Annotated in this window: 16 protein-coding genes and 1 pseudogene; 4 read left to right on the top strand and 13 right to left on the bottom strand. The window is 44.3% G+C overall.

Annotated elements, in window-relative coordinates; all coding sequences use genetic code 11:
- Positions 1-16: 16 nt before the first annotated feature.
- From nrdR to WR49_RS08180, 7 genes are all read right to left on the bottom strand, one after another.
- A complete protein-coding gene (gene nrdR / locus WR49_RS08210; RefSeq protein ID WP_004734394.1) occupies positions 17-466 on the bottom strand; it encodes a transcriptional regulator NrdR in 450 nt (149 codons plus the stop codon).
- A 156-nt stretch (positions 467-622) separates the two neighbouring features.
- Complete coding sequence (locus tag WR49_RS08205; protein ID WP_046223678.1) at positions 623-1,873, bottom strand: glutamate-5-semialdehyde dehydrogenase; 1,251 nt, start codon at positions 1,871-1,873, stop codon at positions 623-625.
- 91 nt (positions 1,874-1,964) lie between these two features.
- On the bottom strand, positions 1,965-3,149 hold the full coding sequence (gene proB, locus WR49_RS08200; RefSeq protein WP_170960252.1) for a glutamate 5-kinase: 1,185 nt from the start codon (positions 3,147-3,149) through the stop codon (positions 1,965-1,967).
- Positions 3,150-3,225: 76 nt separating this feature from the next.
- Entirely contained in the window at positions 3,226-3,615 is a 390-nt protein-coding gene (crl, locus tag WR49_RS08195; protein WP_046223677.1) for a sigma factor-binding protein Crl, read from the bottom strand.
- 144 nt (positions 3,616-3,759) lie between these two features.
- Positions 3,760-5,013, bottom strand: a complete 1,254-nt coding sequence (gene frsA / locus WR49_RS08190; protein WP_046223676.1) for an esterase FrsA — start codon at positions 5,011-5,013, stop codon at positions 3,760-3,762.
- An 89-nt stretch (positions 5,014-5,102) separates the two neighbouring features.
- Entirely contained in the window at positions 5,103-5,567 is a 465-nt protein-coding gene (tet(34), locus tag WR49_RS08185; protein ID WP_017056245.1) for an oxytetracycline resistance phosphoribosyltransferase domain-containing protein Tet(34), read from the bottom strand.
- Positions 5,568-5,651: 84 nt separating this feature from the next.
- Positions 5,652-6,941, bottom strand: coding sequence for an NCS2 family permease (locus tag WR49_RS08180; RefSeq protein ID WP_017056244.1), 1,290 nt, complete (start codon positions 6,939-6,941; stop codon positions 5,652-5,654).
- A 1,057-nt stretch (positions 6,942-7,998) separates the two neighbouring features.
- Between WR49_RS08180 and WR49_RS08175 the strand changes: the two genes are divergently transcribed.
- Entirely contained in the window at positions 7,999-9,471 is a 1,473-nt protein-coding gene (locus tag WR49_RS08175) for an aminoacyl-histidine dipeptidase (RefSeq protein ID WP_046223675.1), read from the top strand.
- Between the two features lie 302 nt (positions 9,472-9,773).
- Here the strand turns inward: WR49_RS08175 and WR49_RS08170 are convergent, their stop codons facing one another.
- Positions 9,774-10,313, bottom strand: coding sequence for a DUF3332 family protein (locus WR49_RS08170; RefSeq protein ID WP_046223674.1), 540 nt, complete (start codon positions 10,311-10,313; stop codon positions 9,774-9,776).
- Positions 10,314-10,584: 271 nt separating this feature from the next.
- Here WR49_RS08170 and WR49_RS08165 point away from each other — a divergent pair, with 271 nt between their 5' ends.
- Entirely contained in the window at positions 10,585-11,631 is a 1,047-nt protein-coding gene (locus tag WR49_RS08165) for a succinylglutamate desuccinylase/aspartoacylase family protein (protein ID WP_046223673.1), read from the top strand.
- A 202-nt stretch (positions 11,632-11,833) separates the two neighbouring features.
- Here WR49_RS08165 and WR49_RS08160 read toward each other — a convergent pair whose 3' ends face one another.
- Together WR49_RS08160 and WR49_RS08155 are read right to left on the bottom strand one after the other, a co-directional pair.
- Positions 11,834-12,151 (bottom strand): DUF3622 domain-containing protein, encoded by a 318-nt coding sequence (locus tag WR49_RS08160; RefSeq protein ID WP_017056240.1) that lies wholly within the window; start codon positions 12,149-12,151, stop codon positions 11,834-11,836.
- A gap of 178 nt (positions 12,152-12,329) precedes the next feature.
- Entirely contained in the window at positions 12,330-13,514 is a 1,185-nt protein-coding gene (locus WR49_RS08155; RefSeq protein ID WP_046223672.1) for an NnrS family protein, read from the bottom strand.
- A 286-nt stretch (positions 13,515-13,800) separates the two neighbouring features.
- Here WR49_RS08155 and WR49_RS08150 point away from each other — a divergent pair, with 286 nt between their 5' ends.
- A complete protein-coding gene (locus WR49_RS08150) occupies positions 13,801-14,355 on the top strand; it encodes a gamma-glutamylcyclotransferase family protein (RefSeq protein ID WP_046223745.1) in 555 nt (184 codons plus the stop codon).
- 89 nt (positions 14,356-14,444) lie between these two features.
- Here the strand turns inward: WR49_RS08150 and WR49_RS08145 are convergent, their stop codons facing one another.
- Complete coding sequence (locus WR49_RS08145) at positions 14,445-14,777, bottom strand: tRNA-binding protein (RefSeq protein WP_046223671.1); 333 nt, start codon at positions 14,775-14,777, stop codon at positions 14,445-14,447.
- Positions 14,778-14,976: 199 nt separating this feature from the next.
- Here WR49_RS08145 and WR49_RS08140 point away from each other — a divergent pair, with 199 nt between their 5' ends.
- On the top strand, positions 14,977-15,975 hold the full coding sequence (locus tag WR49_RS08140; RefSeq protein ID WP_046223670.1) for a substrate-binding domain-containing protein: 999 nt from the start codon (positions 14,977-14,979) through the stop codon (positions 15,973-15,975).
- A gap of 219 nt (positions 15,976-16,194) precedes the next feature.
- Here the strand turns inward: WR49_RS08140 and galM are convergent.
- Together galM and galK are read right to left on the bottom strand one after the other, a co-directional pair.
- Positions 16,195-17,274, bottom strand: a pseudogene (gene galM / locus WR49_RS08135) (galactose-1-epimerase).
- Positions 17,275-17,385: 111 nt separating this feature from the next.
- Positions 17,386-18,546: a galactokinase gene (galK, locus tag WR49_RS08130; RefSeq protein WP_046223669.1), complete on the bottom strand. Its 1,161-nt coding sequence runs from the start codon at positions 18,544-18,546 to the stop codon at positions 17,386-17,388.
- Position 18,547: the final 1 nt, after the last annotated feature.

The raw sequence follows: 18,547 nt of genomic DNA, 5'->3' as shown, positions 1-18,547 counted from the left end.
CGGCATGATTAAAGGGTTAGTCCTCTAATTTAGCGATTTCTTCGCCAAACTCTCGGATGTCTTCAAAACTGCGGTAAACAGAGGCAAAACGGATGTACGCTACTTTATCCAGTTCTTTCAATTGGCCCATCACAAGATTACCAATCATCTCGCTTGGTACTTCACGCTCACCAGTTGCACGGAGTTGTGACTTAATCGTACTGATCGCAAGTTCAATCGCATCAGCACTCACTGGGCGTTTTTCTAGGGCGCGCTGTACACCACCCACCATTTTATCTTCATTAAATGGTTCGCGGTTTCCATTCGACTTTATGACTTTAGGCATCACAAGTTCTGCCGATTCGAACGTAGTAAAACGTTCACTACATGCAAGGCATTGACGGCGACGACGAACCTGATGGCCATCGGCTACCAGTCTTGAATCGATTACTTTAGTGTCGTTCTCTGAACAAAAAGGACAATGCATATCACCTCCAAATAATTGAATATCAGTGTAACGGAATTGCCAAACGTTAGGAAAGAAAAAGGGCCAATTGAGGCCCTTTTGTGTGGTGATTCATTGATTATTGTTACTCGATAGCCATTTCAAAAATGAGCTAAAGACTAAAATTAACGACCAACGTTAACCACGAACTAAATAGTTCGCTTTACCTACCCATTTGTAACTTGTCAGCTCTTCTAAGCCCATTGGGCCGCGAGCATGCAATTTCTGAGTAGATACAGCAACTTCAGCACCTAAACCAAACTGTGCGCCATCGGTAAATCGAGTTGATGCATTCACATACACAGCTGCCGAACCGACAGAATTAATGAAACGCTCAGAGCTTTCTAGGCTATTGGTCATGATTGCGTCTGAGTGGCTCGCATTGTGTACGCGCATATGGTCAATCGCGTCTGCAACGTCCGCGACTACTTTCACGCCTAACGTGTAGCTTAGCCATTCGGTGTCAAAGTCTCCTTCAATTGCATCACGTTGATCGTTAAAACCAGCCAGCATCGATTTAGCGCTAGCGTCGACAACTAATGTGACTTTGCCTGCTAAGCGCTGTGCTAGCTTAGCTAGGAAGGCTTCAGCAACCGCTTCATGAACTAGCAGTGTATCTAACGAGTTACACGCTGATGGGCGCTGAACTTTTGAGTTTTCGACAACATCTACCGACTTTTCAAGGTCAGCACTTTCATCAACAAAAATATGACTGATACCGAAGCCGCCAATGATCACTGGAATGGTGCTGTTCTCTTTACACATCTTGTGCAGGCTAGCACCACCACGAGGAATGATCATATCCACGTAGTCATCCAGTTTAAGCAACTGAGATACAAGTTCACGATCTGGTTTCTCGATATACTGAACAGAAGCAGCTGGAAGCTCCGCTTTCTCTAATGCAGACTGGATAACTTTAACCAGTTCCATGTTCGAGAAGAACGTCTCTTTACCACCACGTAAAATGCTTGCGTTACCTGTCTTCAGACACAGAGCTGCAATATCGATGGTTACGTTCGGACGCGCTTCATAGATAACACCAACCACACCAAGTGGCACGCGGCGGCGAGACAGTGACATACCGTTTTCCAGTACCTTACTGTCAATTTCGCTGCCTACTGGGTCATTCAAGCTAATCACGTTACGCACATCATTAGCGATGCCGGTTAAGCGCTCTTCATTAAGAAGTAGACGATCAAGCAGTGCGTCGGTTAAACCCGCTTCGCGACCTAATTCAATATCTTTCGCGTTCGCTTCTAGAATCGTTGCAGCGTTTGCTTCTAACTCATCAGCGATGATCGCCAATGCCTTGTTCTTTTGCGCCGTTGATGCGGTCGCTAGGTGGAAAGCAGCGTCTTTTGCTGCGATACCCATGTTAGTTAAATCCATGTTTAACTCTCCTAAATTCAGTCTGTCGTTTGATGTAAAAAGGCGCTTTACGATTATGCATATTCGCAGTGCATCGCCTTATCATCACGAGCTACTCTTGAATCACAACCAGGTCATCACGGTGAATGACCTCTGAACCATAGTCGTAACCAAGAATGTCACCAATATCTTTACTGTGCTTACCCGCTATTTTCGCTAGGTCTTGGCTCGAATAACTGGCGATGCCACGCGCAATGACTTTACTTTTTCTATCTGTGACTTGAGTGACTTCACCACGAGAGAATTCGCCTTTAACTCGAACGACCCCTTTAGCCAACAAGCTACTGCCTTTAGTATGCACAGCATTGACTGCACCATCATCTACCACGATGTGACCAACAGAAGCTGGGCCAGCTAAAATCCAACGTTTACGGTTTTCAAGTGCTTCTGCTAAAGGCAAGAAACGGGTGCCTTGTGGGCTGTCACTCAATGAGTCGAACACCACATTTTCAGCACTGCCCGCCGCGATAATCACTTCAATCCCCGCACGACGAGCAATATCAGCCGCCTGCAGTTTGGTTGCCATTCCGCCAGTACCCAACGTAGTTCCACTGCCGCCTGCGATCTTACGCAGTGTGTCATCAATCGTTTTTACTTCTTTGATGAGCTCTGCATTTGGATCTTTACGAGGGTCAGCTGTAAACAAACCTTTTTGGTCGGTTAGCAGCAAAAGCTTATCCGCACCGCATAAAATACCAACCAGTGCTGATAAGTTATCATTATCACCCACTTTAATTTCGCTGGTCGCGACTGCGTCATTTTCATTAACCACGGGGATAATATCGTGGTCGACTAATGCATTAATCGTGTCCCGTGCATTTAGAAAACGCTCGCGATCATCAAGATCAGCGCGAGTCAGCAGCATCTGGCCAATCTTAAGGCCATAAATAGCGAACAAAGACTCCCAAGCTTGAATCAACTGGCTTTGCCCAACGGCCGCCAGCAGCTGCTTGCTTGCCATTGAGTTGGGAAGTGCGGGGTAACCAAGGTGCTCACGCCCTGCCGCCATTGCGCCAGACGAAACCATAACCACTGAGTGGCCTTGTTTTTTTAATTCAGCACATTGACGAACCAGCTCAACCATGTGAGCACGATCTAATGCCAATGTTCCACCAGTTAAGACACTGGTACCCAGTTTAACAACGACAGTTTTACGCTGTGTTGTTGTCCCGCTTTGATGATTTATTGTCATGAAGTCTTTTATGGATAAAACAAATAAGAGGTGATGTTTTAACAATCAACAGGGGAATTCACAAGTAGAAAAGGTGCGAAATCGCACCTTTTTGCTCTATAGAGAAGACTAACCTTTAAAATCAGATGAATTCGACAGACTCTTCGTCGAATTGAACGCTGATTTCAAATTTAGTTTGAAGTTCATCAACCAATTTTTTATGAAAGGCTACTTGAGTTCGAGAGACTTCGGTGACCGCTTTCTTAGGCAGTGGCAAAGAATCCCAATTACCATCAGTGTTGTATTTACCGATGTTGTATTTCGCCGAATATCCCTCTTCCGACTTATCTAGCTTCAACCACCAGCCCCAGAACTCACGTTCTTCTGGTGATTTTTTATCGTTCACACACACAGACAAGCAATCAAAAATATAGTGCCCTTCTTTTGATTGCGGCTCTCTTAGATAAGGGCCAATAGCCTTTAAAACATTAAGCAAACGATAGTGAGTAGGTTGTTGTGTCACTTCTGACATATTGAATCTCCATCTTCAATGTTAAGAATGACGTTACTCAGGTTTAAAGCAAACGGCTAAATAGCCTTTGATTTTATAAATAGTCACTGAGTATCAGGTACTTAATCTGTACACTTTTCATGCTTAACTAATTTCGGAGAAATGTCACCTAAATAATTCATCCTCAAGCCACTTTATCGCCAATTCGAGGGATTGCTCATAACCTTGTGTAATTGATTTAGTTTTAATTTTCTTCGCTTTACCGTAATCACTGTAAATAGCAACCAGTTGATTATCCGTATGTGGCGACACCGGGTCACCCTCCAAAGCCAATGCCAAAATAGGGACACTCGTCTTACTGTTAGATAACAAACCTTGAACTTTGAGCGACCACGCCATCAATTGTCCAGAAAGGCTATTGATATCCACCGCACCTTTACCAAGGCGAGAAGCCAACACATCCAAATGCATTTTAGGCATCTGCTTTAACTTATCGGCATGAACAAAGATATCGTGGATTGGAGCACCTAAAGAGATACAAGCTTTAAGCTTGCGCTGTTCGATAAAAGATAGCCTCACCATTGCATTGCCACCAAAACGAAAACCAAATAACCCGACCTTATGATGATCCACCCACGGAATGTTAGGCAGTTCATTCAACACGGCTTGATGCAGACAAGAAGAGTCTTCGGTTAATGGCCAGTGTGAACTATGTCCTATCGATGGCATATCTACGGTTAGCATCGCAATGTTCTTCGGTGCTAAGTAATCTCTAAACAAGCGCCACATATCAGTTTGCAAGCTATCCAAGCCAGCACTCACAATCACAACGGGTTGTGGCTTGTCCGTTTTGGTTAGATGCAAATTCGCTTTGATTTTCTTGTTTTGGTATGGCACTTCAATCTGTTTGACGATCAGCTTGGTATGCTTAATCGCTTCAGAATAAGCGGCGTTCGCCAATACTTGAGCCTGGACTGCAAGGCTGTCGTTCTTAAGATGTGGGTAGCCCGCAATGCTGAAGCACAAAGATGCAGAGAACAATTCTTCTGCCATCTCTTCACCACTCTTTTCGTTCGAACTATTTTGGTGCTGCATGCCTAGCTTAGTCCACTCGTAAGCCCAGTTACCGCTGCGGTAACCCATCACAGTGTCTAACCACTCATCAGTCGTTCGGGAGTTCTTTGATGACGCAATTCGAGCCAATACAGCTTCTTGCTCTATTGGATTAACCCCTTGCCATACCCACTGCAGACGTCTTAAGTTTCGGTACCATGATGAATTGTGCTGCTTACGCTTCTCGCCGAGCAACGCTTCGGAGCTGGGCATGTAACACGTTAGCATTGAGGTCTCTTTGGCCTGCTTATGCTTAACAAACAAGGTTTCCGAAAGGTTTAAGCTCGTTTCTTTTGATTCAGACATTGGAATACTTAATAAGAAATGGTTGTCACTCATCATATAAAAAAAAATGACCCTATGATGGGTCATTTCTCAAAAAATTTAGCTTGCGCTTATTTTGACTTGCGATTTACTGGCTCAACGTAGCTTAGGCTCGTATCCCAAGGTTGCTCAATCCATGTGTCTTGAGGGATATCAACAATGTATTCATCGAGTAAATGCGCACCAGATGGTTTTGCACATACTGCGATTAATTTCGCTTTAGGGTACATTTCGCGAAGCTTGCGTGCAGTGTCACCACTATCAACAAGATCTTCAACGATTAAGAAACCTTCACCGTCACCTTCAGGAGCTTTAACGACTGTCATATCACGTTGGTGATCGTGGTCGTAGCTCGAGATACAAATCGTATCTACGTGACGAATACCCAATTCACGAGCCAAGATTGCGCCAGGAACCAAACCACCACGGCTGACCGCCCAGATACCTTTCCACTGCTCTGCTGGCATTTGCTTTTCAGCTAGTTGACGGCAGTAAGTCTGCATGTTGTCCCAAGTGATAACGAATTTGTTGCTCATAGTATAAAACCTAATAATTTTGTCATGTTATTAGAGGCTATGCCAAACATAGCCTCTTCAGCGGTTAAGCAGAAATCTAGACGATTAAGCGAAAATGTATTTAAGAATAAAGATAGCCGACATTACCCACACAGCAGGTGAAACGTCGCGACCTTTACCACTTAGCAGCTTAATTACAGCGTAAGCGATGAAACCAAGTGAAATACCCTCAGCAATAGAGTATGTCAGCGGCATAAGCAGACATGTTACCACGACAGGTGCAGCTTCCGTAAGATCACGCCAATCAATGCCCACGAGGCCAGACATCATCAGAATGGCTACATAGAACAATGCGCCTGATGTTGCGTAAGCCGGAATCATACCTGCAAGTGGCGAGAAGAAAAGAGCCAGTAGGAATAAGATACCAACCACAACAGCTGTTAGACCTGTACGGCCACCTTCCGCTACGCCTGCAACACTTTCAACATAAGAAGTCGTGTTTGATGTACCTAGCAATGCACCAATAGACGTTGCTGTAGAGTCAGCAAGCAGTGCTTTGTTTAAACGAGGAAGTTTACCGTCTTCCTTGATTAAGTTTGCTTTCGTTGCAACCCCCACCAAAGTACCCGCAGTATCGAACAAATCGACGAACAAGAATGCGAATACGACTGAAATCATACCTATTTCAAATACCGCAGAGAAATCAAGCTGCATAAACGTAGGTGCTAAGCTTGGTGGTGTAGACATGATGCCACCGTATTGAACATCACCAATAGCAATACCAAGAGCCGTGATAGCTAGAATAGCGATCATGACTGCGCCTTTCACACCACGATGAACAAGAGCAATCGTAAGGAAAAAACCAAGTGCGCCTAGGGTTGGGGCAATCGCGGTAATATCACCAAGTGAAACCTTGGTTGCTGGGTTAGAAACAACGATGCCAGCATTGCTAAGAGCAATAAACGCAAGGAAAAGGCCAATACCCGCAGAGATACCTACACGCAGAGACATAGGGATAGAGTTGATAATCCATTCACGAATCTTAAAGATACTTAAGAAAATGAAGATTACGCCCGATACGAAAACCGCTGCCAAAGCAACTTGCCACGTATAACCCATCCCCATTACAACAGCGTAAGTAAAGAATGCATTCAGCCCCATACCTGGTGCTTGAGCAATTGGGTAGTTAGCAACAAAGCCCATGATAAAACAGCCAATAGCAGCCGCTAAACAGGTTGCTACAAATACAGCGCCATGGTCCATCCCTGCGTCAGCTAGAATCATTGGGTTTACAAAAATAATGTAAGCCATTGTTAGGAAGGTTGTTAGACCTGCGATGATTTCAGTGCGCACATTGGTGCCATTTTCACTGAGTTTGAATAGCTTTTCGAACATTATCGAATCCTATAAGAGTAAACGGTTGCGTAATCGATTGGCCGTGGATTATAAAGTTATCAAATAACAAATTCCAGATAGAATTAAGGCTCTAATCGATATTTATCAGAATACTTTATGAAACAAAGCGATTAAAAAGGAAGGTAGCTAGAGAAAATAACCATAATAAACAGTTAATTAATACTATTATTCATGATGGAATTTCTTGGTTACTTTTTCGACCATCAATTATTTTAATAGAGAACCTAGCCATTAAACTCTGAATTCAAACCCACAAGAGTTATGTATTTTTCAACAAGATCAGTAATCAGGCGTAAATTGATATTTCGGCGTTTAAAAAACAACCATGCAGAACAGCAGGGAAAGTGACAAGCTAAAGCGGTTTGGAAAAGTAGCAGGCAAAAAAAACGCCACTCAAAACTGAGTGGCGGTAGAATCTGTCAACCAAAAGGGTTGTAAAAGAATTCCAATATATAGGGGTGAACAAAACTGTTCGAGTTACATGCTTACGGTATTAGTAACCAAAGCTTGTAGGGTATGCAAAGTTGCTAGTGTAAACAGAGCTGTTAAGCCAGAACATTGCAGATGGTAAACCTTTCATAACTATCACCTTAATAAATCAATAAAAAACGAATTTGATTTCTCGGTTCCTTGGAGGCGATAAAACGGACTCATCCTTTGAGCATTTACTCTTCACCTTAGAAGTTGGTTATCAATATACCCTAAAGAAAAAATATTACAACTTTTTATTGCGCCACATCACATTTTTGACTAAATAAGATCACCACCCAAACCCATAAGTGTAATTAAATTACAAAATAGACTTAAACAAACGTTTGCTTGGGTTATTTATAAGCATCAAAGCGCTTAGTTATGATCGGATGGACAAAATCGCTTTCAAAATTTGAGGTGTTTGAGGTTTAGAAGCGCTACTCGTCAAAACACTCAAGTGGTATGCTGTTACCATCAAAACAGACCCATATTTTAGATTTTTGTTCTAGGTTTTTACCCATGAGAATCCTAAATATATGGTTACCAAATAAAAAAGGAGTCATCCGTGTCTGAATTCCATTCTGAGATCAGTAAATTATCCCCTGCCCCTATTTGGCAGTTCTTCGATAAGATTTGCTCAATCCCACATCCTTCTAAGCATGAGGAAGAGCTAGCTCAATACATTATTGCTTGGGCAACAGAGCAAGGTTTAAATGTGCGTCGCGACCCAACGGGTAACGTCTTCATTACTAAACCTGCAACGCCAGGCATGGAAAACAAAAAAGGTGTGGTGCTGCAAGCGCACATCGATATGGTTCCACAAAAGAACGAAGACACGGTTCACGACTTCGCTAAAGATCCTATCCAGCCATACATTGATGGTGAGTGGGTTACAGCAAAAGGCACAACACTTGGCGCTGATAACGGCATGGGCATGGCTTCTTGCCTAGCGGTTCTTGCTTCAAACGAAATCAAGCACGGCCCTATCGAAGTTCTACTCACTGTAGATGAAGAAGCAGGAATGACAGGTGCTTTCGGTCTTGAAGCTGGTTGGTTAGAAGGCGATATCCTTCTTAATACCGATTCAGAGCAAGAAGGTGAAGTATACATGGGTTGTGCTGGCGGTATCGACGGTACAATGACTTTCGACATCACTCGAGATGCTATTCCTGCAGATTTCGTAACGCGCAAACTAACACTTAAAGGCCTTAAAGGCGGTCACTCGGGTTGTGATATCCATACTGGTCGTGCAAACGCAAACAAACTACTTGCCCGTTTCTTAGCGAGTCACGCAAAAAAGCTAGACCTTCGCATCGTAGAGTTCAAAGGTGGTAGCCTTCGTAACGCAATTCCTCGTGAAGGTTTCGTAACGGTTGCAGTTCCTGCTGCAAACCAAGAGGAACTGGCTTCGCTATACAACTACTACACCGAGCTTCTATCAACTGAACTAGGTAACATCGAAGACAGCATCGTAACATTCAACGAAGAAGTCGCCGTTGAAATGGGTACTCTTGCACAAGCAGAACAGACGCGCTTTATCGCAGCACTTAACGCAGCACCAAACGGCGTGATTCGTATGAGTGACGAGATTGAAGGTGTTGTGGAAACATCTCTAAACGTAGGTGTGATCACGACAGAAGAGAATTCAATCACAGTACTTTGCCTGATCCGTTCCCTTATCGACTCAGGTCGCAGCCAAGTAGAAAGCATGCTTCACTCTATTGCTGAACTAGCAGGTGCTAACATCGCGTTCTCTGGTGCTTATCCTGGTTGGAAACCAGACGCAGATTCAGAAATCATGCATATCTTCCGCGACATGTACGAAGGTATCTACGGTCACAAGCCAAACATCATGGTTATCCATGCTGGTCTTGAGTGTGGTCTATTCAAAGAACCTTACCCGAACATGGATATGGTTTCTTTCGGCCCAACCATCAAGTTCCCGCACTCTCCTGATGAGAAAGTGAAGATCGACACCGTTGAGCTATTCTGGAACCAAATGGTTGCACTGCTTGAAGCAATCCCAGAAAAAGCTTAATTCGATAAGCTATGTTTGCTCAATAAATCGTACTTTTCAGTAAACACCGTTTATCCGAGGCAAAATAAATCAGGTACTCAATGAGTACCTGTTTTTGTATCTAATCTTTGTAATCGACTATTTGTGACTAAAGAAGTAATACCAATCACAGTAAGTAAGTGTTCAGAAATAGCGCAGGAAAAAGGCTTGAGAACAAGGCGTGATTTTCTGATAAGTAGTTATTCTACAATCAAAAATCACAACGCAGTTATCGAGATTTTTAACAAGCTAGGGTGACCAGTTATTTACTACGATTGGTATAACTAAGCGCGTGAAGCCGCGTAGCTTTCTAGCTCATCAATTGAAGTTTGTGCCACAACTTCGCCATCGATGAAGTACGTCACCATCTCACCATCACGAACACCGATTAACGTCGCGCGCTCACCAGATTGGTAAGTAATGTCCATTTGGATCGTGTTTTCATCAATCTGCTGCATTTGACCCTGCTCGATCACATCTGCACTCGTGATAGGACCTATTGGCGCTTCCGTTAGAGACGGGTCAAGTTGGTTATTAATGTCTAGGTAAGTGTCAGTCTTTGTATCAAAGATGTGTGGAGAGCCCGTTAGTGGGTTGCTACCAGTCCAGAACTCTAGTGAATTGAATACCAGGTAATCAGCAGCAACCGTCAGGCCGTAAGCAGGTGCAAGTAGCATGTTCAAACCACCACGTGCGTAACGGTTATCAACAGCCTTAACATTAAACTTCATTAAGTAACCCGTTACTGCGTTACTACCAACACAGCCAGATAAAGCGACAGAAACCACCGCCAGTGCAACGACTTTTGAAATTGTTTTTTTCATTTTGATCTCAATATTTGAATTTGGCCGCCAAAAAATGGCGGTGGATAATACCAACGAACTGAATAACAAATATCAGAGCTAAATCAATGTATTGTCAGAAAACTCACAATTTGAAACACCCTTCAATTAGCCAAATAAAAAACTGAAACCAATTCAGAAGCCCCTTCATAAAAAACTTTTGTCGTCACCGTAAAGCGATTGATTCGTACTAAAAATCAACGATTGCTACATTCCGTGTTAACGAATTATCACCATGTTGAGAACAACCTAAATGGCAAGACTAAAACCTAACCAACCATTCGAATTACTTGGTTATACTGTTCAGCCAGGACAGCGAATGGAGATTGAACTACAAGCAGCTCAGCTTTACACGCATTCTCCACTTTCGATCCCGATTGAAATCATTCACGGTCGCCAAGCAGGCCCAACACTGATGGTAAACGCGGCGATCCACGGCGATGAGTTAAATGGTGTTGAGATTGCCCGCCAGTTAACCAATGCTATCGATCCGAAGAAGTTGAAAGGTACCTTAATTGTTGTGCCTATCGTTAACGTGTTCGGCTTCATCCATAAGTCTCGTTACCTACCAGACCGCCGTGACCTAAACCGTTGCTTCCCTGGTAGTGAGAAAGGATCGTTAACATCACGTATCGCTTACACCTTCTTCGAGAATGTTGCGAAGCACTGTGATTTCATCTTAGATTTACACACGGGGGCGATTCACCGTACGAATCTGCCACAGATTCGTGCAAACCTGTCGAACCCAGAAACACTGCGCATCGCAAAAGCGTTTGCAACACCAGTGATCATTGATTCTCCACTGCGTGACGGTTCACTGCGTAGCGAAGCGGAAAAACTTGGTATTCCTGTATTAACTTACGAAGGTGGTGAAGCGCTGCGTTTTGATCCTTTAGCGATCCGTGCCGGTTACCTTGGCGCTCACCAAGTTATGAAAGAAATCGGTATGTTGCGCCCGAACCGTAAGAAGTTGCCAGAGCCAGTATTGAGTAAATCGACCAGTTGGATCCGCGCGGAATCAGACGGCATCTTGCGTAATATGGTAGGGCTTGGTGAACAAGTTGAAGCCGGGCAAACTCTGGCTTACATCAGCTCTCCATTGGGTCACCAAGAAGGCCAAGTGATCACAACCAAAGGCGGTATCGTGATTGGTCAGCAAACTCTGCCTTTGGTCAACGAAGGTGATGCTGTGTTCCACATCGCTTACTTCAAGCAAGACGATGAAGAAGTCGGACAATCAGTAGAAAGCTACATTGAAGAAGTGGCAGAAGATGATTGGCTAACTGCACTGAATAACTGATCAGACAATGCTTAAAAGTTTAAGAGCTCGACGTTAAAAGCGAGAAGCCAAAACAGTGCTCTTAAACACAATAAAACAGAACTCCACAAACTAAAAAGCCCCAATACACTTTTAACTAGAAAGAAAAAAGTTGTATCGGGGCTTTTTTTCACAAATCCCTTATCTTAAAATTAAGGGATCTATAAATTAGTCATGCACTGAATTACTCAGCGTCTTCTTGCTCTTCTGCACGAGCTTTAGCGCGCGCTTCACGTGCTTGCTCAGCTTTAAGCTCTTTAGTGTGACGTAGTTCGTCACGCTCTTTACGCTGCTCTGATTTACGCTCGTTACGTTCAGCTTGGTTTGCGATGAAAGAGGCTAGCTCTTTCTCTGCCCACTCTTGTGCTAGAGCTTCAGTTTCGAAACCAGACTCACGCTTAGATACTGTAGTGCTGCGAGACGTTACTTGACGAGTAATCTCTGCACACCAACCGTTGCGTTTTTCTGTAAGGCGGATATCAAATTTTTTGTTCTTAGACATGTTCTATTTTTTCCTAAGGGAGATCATTAAGGGATCGGTCAACTTTGATAACTCCATCTAAGTGAGCATCTTTTAACACCATCCCTTGGTAAGCGCGATATTAGAGCACAAATCAATGAATATTGCTGCAAATATTTGCAGCGGATCACACTCCAATGCTGTATAGACTGAAATTAACTTAGCCCGGATGACCATCCACTCGCGGTGTTAGTAACATCATGCCAAATTTCCAAATAAACAGACCGAACGCCAACGTCCATAAGCCTGCACTGAGGTTAACCATCTCAAACAGATAAGCCGGGAAGAAAGTCACACCTAAGCTACGTACGAGCGCTGCTAAAAAAATAGCCGAGAACGCTAACGCCATGCTTGGCCCTTTATAGATAGCACGACCGGTGTGTCCCATTGTCACGCGCGTAATCATCGCAAGAATCAAACCGCTCAAGCCACCAATCGCAAACAAGTGCAGCATGTTATGACTGGCAAATGGGTTGTCTAACAAACCTCTGAGCAGCAAGCTGAGAGGGATACACAAGTAAGCCGCATGCAGCGACCACACCAAGGGCTCAGATAACGTAGTCCAAGGCTTCCAACGGATAAAGCGCACCAACTGAGTTACCCCTGCAAATACCATCAACTCATTGCCGACTTGAGCAAAGGTCAATGGGAAGAAACTCAGAACAAACAGTCCTATCAAAGGCAAGTTTGCAAGCCATTCCAACCAAACCAAGGGCTGCGCTTTTTCAAAGTCGAAACGACGCGCTGTGAAAAATGGAATCACTCGTCCACCCATTACAGACAGCAACAACGTAAACCACCACAACATCGCTTGCCATACCGCTGATGATGGGAACGGAGGCATGCCCTTAATGGTCGCGTAGCTAGCAAAGTTCGCCACGATAGCCAGTATAAAGAGCGGAATAAAGAACAGGTTCTTCCATCCTTTCGATTTTACAACTCGAAAGCCAATCTCGTAAGCGGCGAAGATTAAGAACAGCGCCTCAACCGATGAGATCAGCCATAACGGCGCTGGTGTCCAAAACAGAATACGAGGCGCCAACCACAAGCCGACCAGCACTCCTAATCGATAATGCTTGGTGCCATTGACCCCCGTCCAAGTTTGCACGGCAGTAAGTACAAAGCCGGCAACAATCGCCATCGAAAAACCAAACAGCATCTCATGCACATGCCACCACAGTGCCGGTACTTTTAGCATTTCTGGCTGACCGTTTTGGAACATGATGACCCAAGCCACAATCGTAATCACGGCATAGAGGCTGCCTAAAAAGAAGAATGGTCGAAAGCCTAAACGCAGGTAGGCTGGAATTGCGTCTTCTACACTTTTATCTGTGATATTTAACAAACTCGCTCCTAATTCTCAGATAGTGGCTAAGGTATTACCTAAACCCAATTTGGTGTACATCACATTCGATGCAATCTGCTGATCACACTGCATTAAACGCGCCAATTCGATAAAGCCCGTAAAACAGCTACTCACAAGATTCACTAGCCAATAAATAAGTCAAAAAAACACAACGAAAAGAGTCATAAAGACATATAGATGTATGAATAAAAACTTACTGACTTTTGCGATTGCGACACATATAGTAAAGTTAGACTTAAATGAAAAAACTCAAACAGGGAACGCGATGTATATTTTTGGTTATGGCAGCTTAATCAACTCATCTTCACGCCAGCTTACCGGTCAAACTGGGCAAGCGATCCCTGCGATTGTTCATGGCTTAGTGCGTCACTGGAGTAAGATCGACGACAGTTATGTATTATCCCCGTTGATCGTCAATCTTGGTGAAGGGCAAGTGAATGGTGTTTTGCTTGAAGTCGATGATGTAGCCTTGGCTGAGTTTGATCGCCGTGAACGTGGCTATCATCGAATCGAGTTAAAAGCCGATCAGATAGAGAGCCAAACTGATTTCAAAACGGATCAATCGATCTGGGTTTACATCAAAGACGATATTACAGCGCCTTGTGAAGACAGCCCTATCGTTCAAACCTATGTCGATACCGTTATGGCAGGATGTTTAGAGGTGTCTGAAAGCTTTGCGGCGCACTTTGTGGAACACACACAAGGTTGGCACCACCCATTAGAAAATGATCGCCACCAGCCAAAATACGGCAACCTTGCTGGCGTTTCTGAGCACCACCACAGTGTGATTGATGGTTTAATACTGAGTGTTCGCAGTTAGCCTTTGAGGGCTTTGGATATTTTGGATCTTTGAGAACAGGGAAGTCGATGAACTTATAACAAGTAGGCTCACCGACTAAAATAAACCGCTTAAACCACTCGAATACCCGCTGGCATTGCACGTTCTGGCGTCAGCAATACGCTTTCAGATTCATCTTCCGTTTCTGCACATAGCAACATGCACTCAGAAGTGTACCCTCTCATCTTAGCCTTCGCTAAATTACACAGCACAACAACCAGCTTGCCCATCAACTCTTCTTCTGTGTAATAAGGGACTAGGCTGGTCACTGTTTGTAGCGTCTTCTCACCCACATCCACTTGCACGATGTAAAGCTTGTCTGCGTTTTCATGACGCACAACCTCGATGATCTTACCCACACGCATTTCTAACTTAGCAAAGTCGCCATAAGAGACAGTATCCATTTCTCACTTCCTATATTAATTGGTTTTTTACCTATCAAATAATTTTACTAAAATTAAGTAAAGCGTAAGCATTTACACTAGCATTAAGTCTAATAATTACAAGCAGTAAAGATCTCATTACTGCAAGTAAAATGAGAGTTTCGTTGCCTTGCACTTATTGTCGGTGTTAAATAGATGCAGCAATGTATAGAGGTTAAAAATGGCAACAATTAAAGATGTCGCAAAAGAATCCGGTGTATCCGTCGCAACCGTATCTCGGGTGATCAACAAATCTCCGAAGGCCAGTGCGAGCTCTATTGAGTCGGTGACAAAAGCGATGGCTAAGCTCGGCTATCGCCCGAATGCCAATGCCCGTGCGCTGGTAAGCCAAAGCACCAATACCGTCGGTGTATTGGTTGGTGATATTTCCGATCCTTTCTTCGGCACGCTAGTTAAATCGGTAGACAACGTTGCTAGAGAGAACGGCAAACATATCTTGGTGGGCAATGGTTCTCACAATCGTGAAGAAGAACAACAAGCGATTGAGTTGCTGATCAACAGTCGCTGTGATGCACTAATCATTCACTCGAAAGGCCTAACTGACGAGGAACTGATTGCTTACTCTAAAGAAGTGAAAGGCTTAGTACTGATCAACCGTTACATCGAAGAAATTGCCAATCGCTGTATCTTCCTAGATAACAAGAAAGGTGCATTCCTCGCGACTGAATACTTAATCCGACATGGTCATAAAAACATTGCGTGTATCGCCTCCTCTTCAAGTATTGAAGATGCTAACGAACGTGTTGAAGGCTACCAAGCCGCGCTGAAAGAGTATGGTATTGAGTTGTCTGAAAGCTATGTTGAACAGGCTCTGCCAACCAGTGACGGTGGCGAATATGCGATGACGAATCTGCTGACTAAGTCACTGCCAATCACTGGCATTGTGGCTTACAACGATTACATGGCGGCAGGTGCTTTGTCGGTACTAGATGAGAACGGAATCCAAACGCCAGAGAAGATGTCGATCATCGGATTTGATGATGGCTTGATTGCCCGCTATGTTCATCCAAAGCTCACCACCATTCGCTACCCGATTCAGATGATGGCAGAGAAAGCAACACGACTCGCGCTGCACCTAGCCAAGGGTGAAAACACCTCTACTGAACCAATGATGTTCTCTCCAACTCTGGTACGCCGTAATTCGGTAGAGAAAGTCTAAGCTCTAGTCTACTCACTAAGCCCTAAACAAAAAAAAGCCCTAACAGAATCGCTTCTGTTAGGGCTTTCCTACCTTACTCTCTTGTCCAACAATCACTCCCTATGAGGTAATAGATTACTAGGTGCCACTTTTGCTCATCCCCCAAGAACAACGCAATAACTCACATCGTCCTATTCACAAGCAAAAGACATTGGCATCACCGCTTTGAGCTAGAGCGTACTAGTTTGAAGAATCCCCCGAAAATTCAAACTGGTAGCAGGTACTGTAGTTATATTCTTGTTCAGGCTTAAGAATACAACTGTCCTGCTTCCACTCTGGGTGGTTAGGAGAGTCAGGTAAGAACTGGGTTTCTAGCGCCAAACCAGCGTAGTCTTCATAGCTGCCACCACTTCGGTTTGGTGTGCCACCAAGCCAGTTCCCAGTGTATAGCTGCATCGCAGGTTTGGTTGAAAATACTTTTAGTGTGACGAGCGCATCCGGTGACGTTATGGTCGCGGCGCATTGAGTGCGTTTGCAGCCGTCAGCCAATAAGAAAGAGTGGTCGTAACCCTTTGCTGCTTTCTGCTGTTCATCACCCAACAGACGCTCTGAGATCATTATAGGCTGATTGAAGTCGAAGCTGGTCGATTTCACCGATTTTAGGTTACCTAATGGAATTCCTACCGAGTTGGTCGGTAAGAATTGATTGGCGTTAATGCTGACAATGTGTGACAAACAATCGTGTCCAGCTTCTGCGCCAAGTAGATTGAAGTACGCATGATTCGTTAGGTTGACTACGGTCGGCTTGTCTGTGGTTGCAGAGTAATGAATGGATACTCGATTGTCTTCGGTGATGTCATAACGCACCGACACATTCAAATTCCCCGGGAATCCTTGGTCGCCATCAGCAGACTAAAGAGTAAACACCACTGACGTTTCGGTTTGCTCGGCAATATTCCAACGGCGTTTATCAAATCCGTCCGGACCACCATGTAAGGTATTGCCCGCTTGGTTGGTTTCCAGCTTGTAATTCTGACCATCAATTTTGAAACGACCATTAGCAATGCGGTTAGCATAACGGCCAACGGTTGTGCCCATATAGCTGGCTTGTTTATCGAAGTTCTCCATTGAGTTAACACCCAACAAAACTTCTCTTTTGTTTCCTTTTACTGGCAGGATACAGCTCAACCATGTTGCACCAATATCCATGAATGTCACCTGCATGCCATGCGTATTTGATAGCGTCACTAACTGAGCGGGTTCGCCATCATAGGCTGGAGTCTGCGTCATGGATTGATGCAGGTTTTGCTCTTGTGTCATTCTAAATTCCTTCTAGTGCCAGTAAAAAGCCTCTACCTGAAGTAAAGGCTTTAGCATTTGGCCTACCATGATCTTTTTACTTGGTAAGCTTTATATTAAGTCTCGAAGCCGTTAGATTACTTCAACTAAGCCTGCTCCGTCTTTCGCTTGGCACACATAAATAGATTCTTTTAGACCCGTCGCCGCTTGATATTTCTGTTCAACAGTTGTTTTGATTTCATCAACCAATGCAGGTGGAACCAATGCCACAATACAACCACCAAAACCACCGCCAGTCATACGCACGCCACCTTGTTCACCGATCACTGCTTTGACCATATCAACCAGCGTATCAATCTCTTTCACCGTGATTTCAAAATCATCACGCATTGATGCATGCGATTCAGCCATCAGTTCACCCATACGCTTCATGTCGTGAGTGCACAGAGCTTGAGCCGCTTCAACGGTTCGGTCGTTTTCAGTAATCACGTGACGAGCACGTTTCGCGACCACTTCATCTAACTCAGACTCTTTCGCTTTGAATTGTTCAATGGTCACATCACGAAGCGCAGGAAAACCAAAGATACGCGCTGCTTCTTCACACTGCTCACGACGCGTGTTGTATTCGCTGTCGACTAAGCCGCGTTTCTTGTTTGAGTTGATGATAACCACAGCCATATCTTCTGGCATTGAAACCGCTTGAGTTTCTAAGCTACGGCAATCCAAAAGCATCGCGTGATTCGCAAGGCCTTCTGCCGAGATCATTTGATCCATGATGCCGCAGTTACAGCCTACAAATTCGTTTTCCGCTTGCTGACCATTTAGCGCAACTTCAGCCTGACTTATCTCTAAGTTGTAAAGTACCTTAAATGTCTGTCCAATGACCACTTCCAGAGCCGCAGAAGAACTTAAACCGGCACCTTGAGGCACGTTGCCGGCTACAGAAATATCCGCACCTTTAAACTCATAGCCACGACCAATTAAGCACTTCACCACGCCACGAATATAGTTCGCCCACATCTTGTCTTGTTGGAAAGTAATCTCTTGCGTGATATCGAATTCGTCTACCGCATTATCGTAGTCGACAGACACCACACGCACCATGTTGTCATCGCGCTTTGCTGCTGCGACAACGGTTTGGTAGTTAATGGCACACGGTAGAACAAAACCATCATTGTAGTCAGTGTGTTCACCAATCAGGTTCACACGACCAGGCGCTTGAACGATGTAAGTCGCTTGGTAACCAAGGACTTGCTCAAAAGATGCTTTCACGTTTTGGATTAGATCAGACATA

This window comes from Vibrio sp. ECSMB14106 (assembly GCF_000972265.1).
GTDB classification, from domain to species: Bacteria; Pseudomonadota; Gammaproteobacteria; order Enterobacterales; family Vibrionaceae; genus Vibrio; species Vibrio kanaloae.
The sequence above is the reverse complement of the archived record's forward strand: the minus strand, read 5'-3'. Positions and strand labels throughout refer to the sequence as shown.

Excerpts from the sequence above, each read along its gene's own strand:
- WR49_RS08160 (WP_017056240.1), bottom strand. The coding sequence starts at position 12,151 with ATGTCTAAGAACAAAAAATTTGATATCCGCCTTACAGAAAAACGCAAC.
- WR49_RS08145 (WP_046223671.1), bottom strand. The coding sequence starts at position 14,777 with ATGGATACTGTCTCTTATGGCGACTTTGCTAAGTTAGAAATGCGTGTG.
- WR49_RS08165 (WP_046223673.1), top strand. The coding sequence starts at position 10,585 with ATGGCAAGACTAAAACCTAACCAACCATTCGAATTACTTGGTTATACT.
- nrdR (WP_004734394.1), bottom strand. The coding sequence starts at position 466 with ATGCATTGTCCTTTTTGTTCAGAGAACGACACTAAAGTAATCGATTCA.
- WR49_RS08180 (WP_017056244.1), bottom strand. The coding sequence starts at position 6,941 with ATGTTCGAAAAGCTATTCAAACTCAGTGAAAATGGCACCAATGTGCGC.
- WR49_RS08205 (WP_046223678.1), bottom strand. The coding sequence starts at position 1,873 with ATGGATTTAACTAACATGGGTATCGCAGCAAAAGACGCTGCTTTCCAC.
- WR49_RS08140 (WP_046223670.1), top strand. The coding sequence starts at position 14,977 with ATGGCAACAATTAAAGATGTCGCAAAAGAATCCGGTGTATCCGTCGCA.
- crl (WP_046223677.1), bottom strand. The coding sequence starts at position 3,615 with ATGTCAGAAGTGACACAACAACCTACTCACTATCGTTTGCTTAATGTT.
- galK (WP_046223669.1), bottom strand. The coding sequence starts at position 18,546 with ATGTCTGATCTAATCCAAAACGTGAAAGCATCTTTTGAGCAAGTCCTT.
- WR49_RS08150 (WP_046223745.1), top strand. The coding sequence starts at position 13,801 with ATGTATATTTTTGGTTATGGCAGCTTAATCAACTCATCTTCACGCCAG.
- frsA (WP_046223676.1), bottom strand. The coding sequence starts at position 5,013 with ATGTCTGAATCAAAAGAAACGAGCTTAAACCTTTCGGAAACCTTGTTT.
- WR49_RS08170 (WP_046223674.1), bottom strand. The coding sequence starts at position 10,313 with ATGAAAAAAACAATTTCAAAAGTCGTTGCACTGGCGGTGGTTTCTGTC.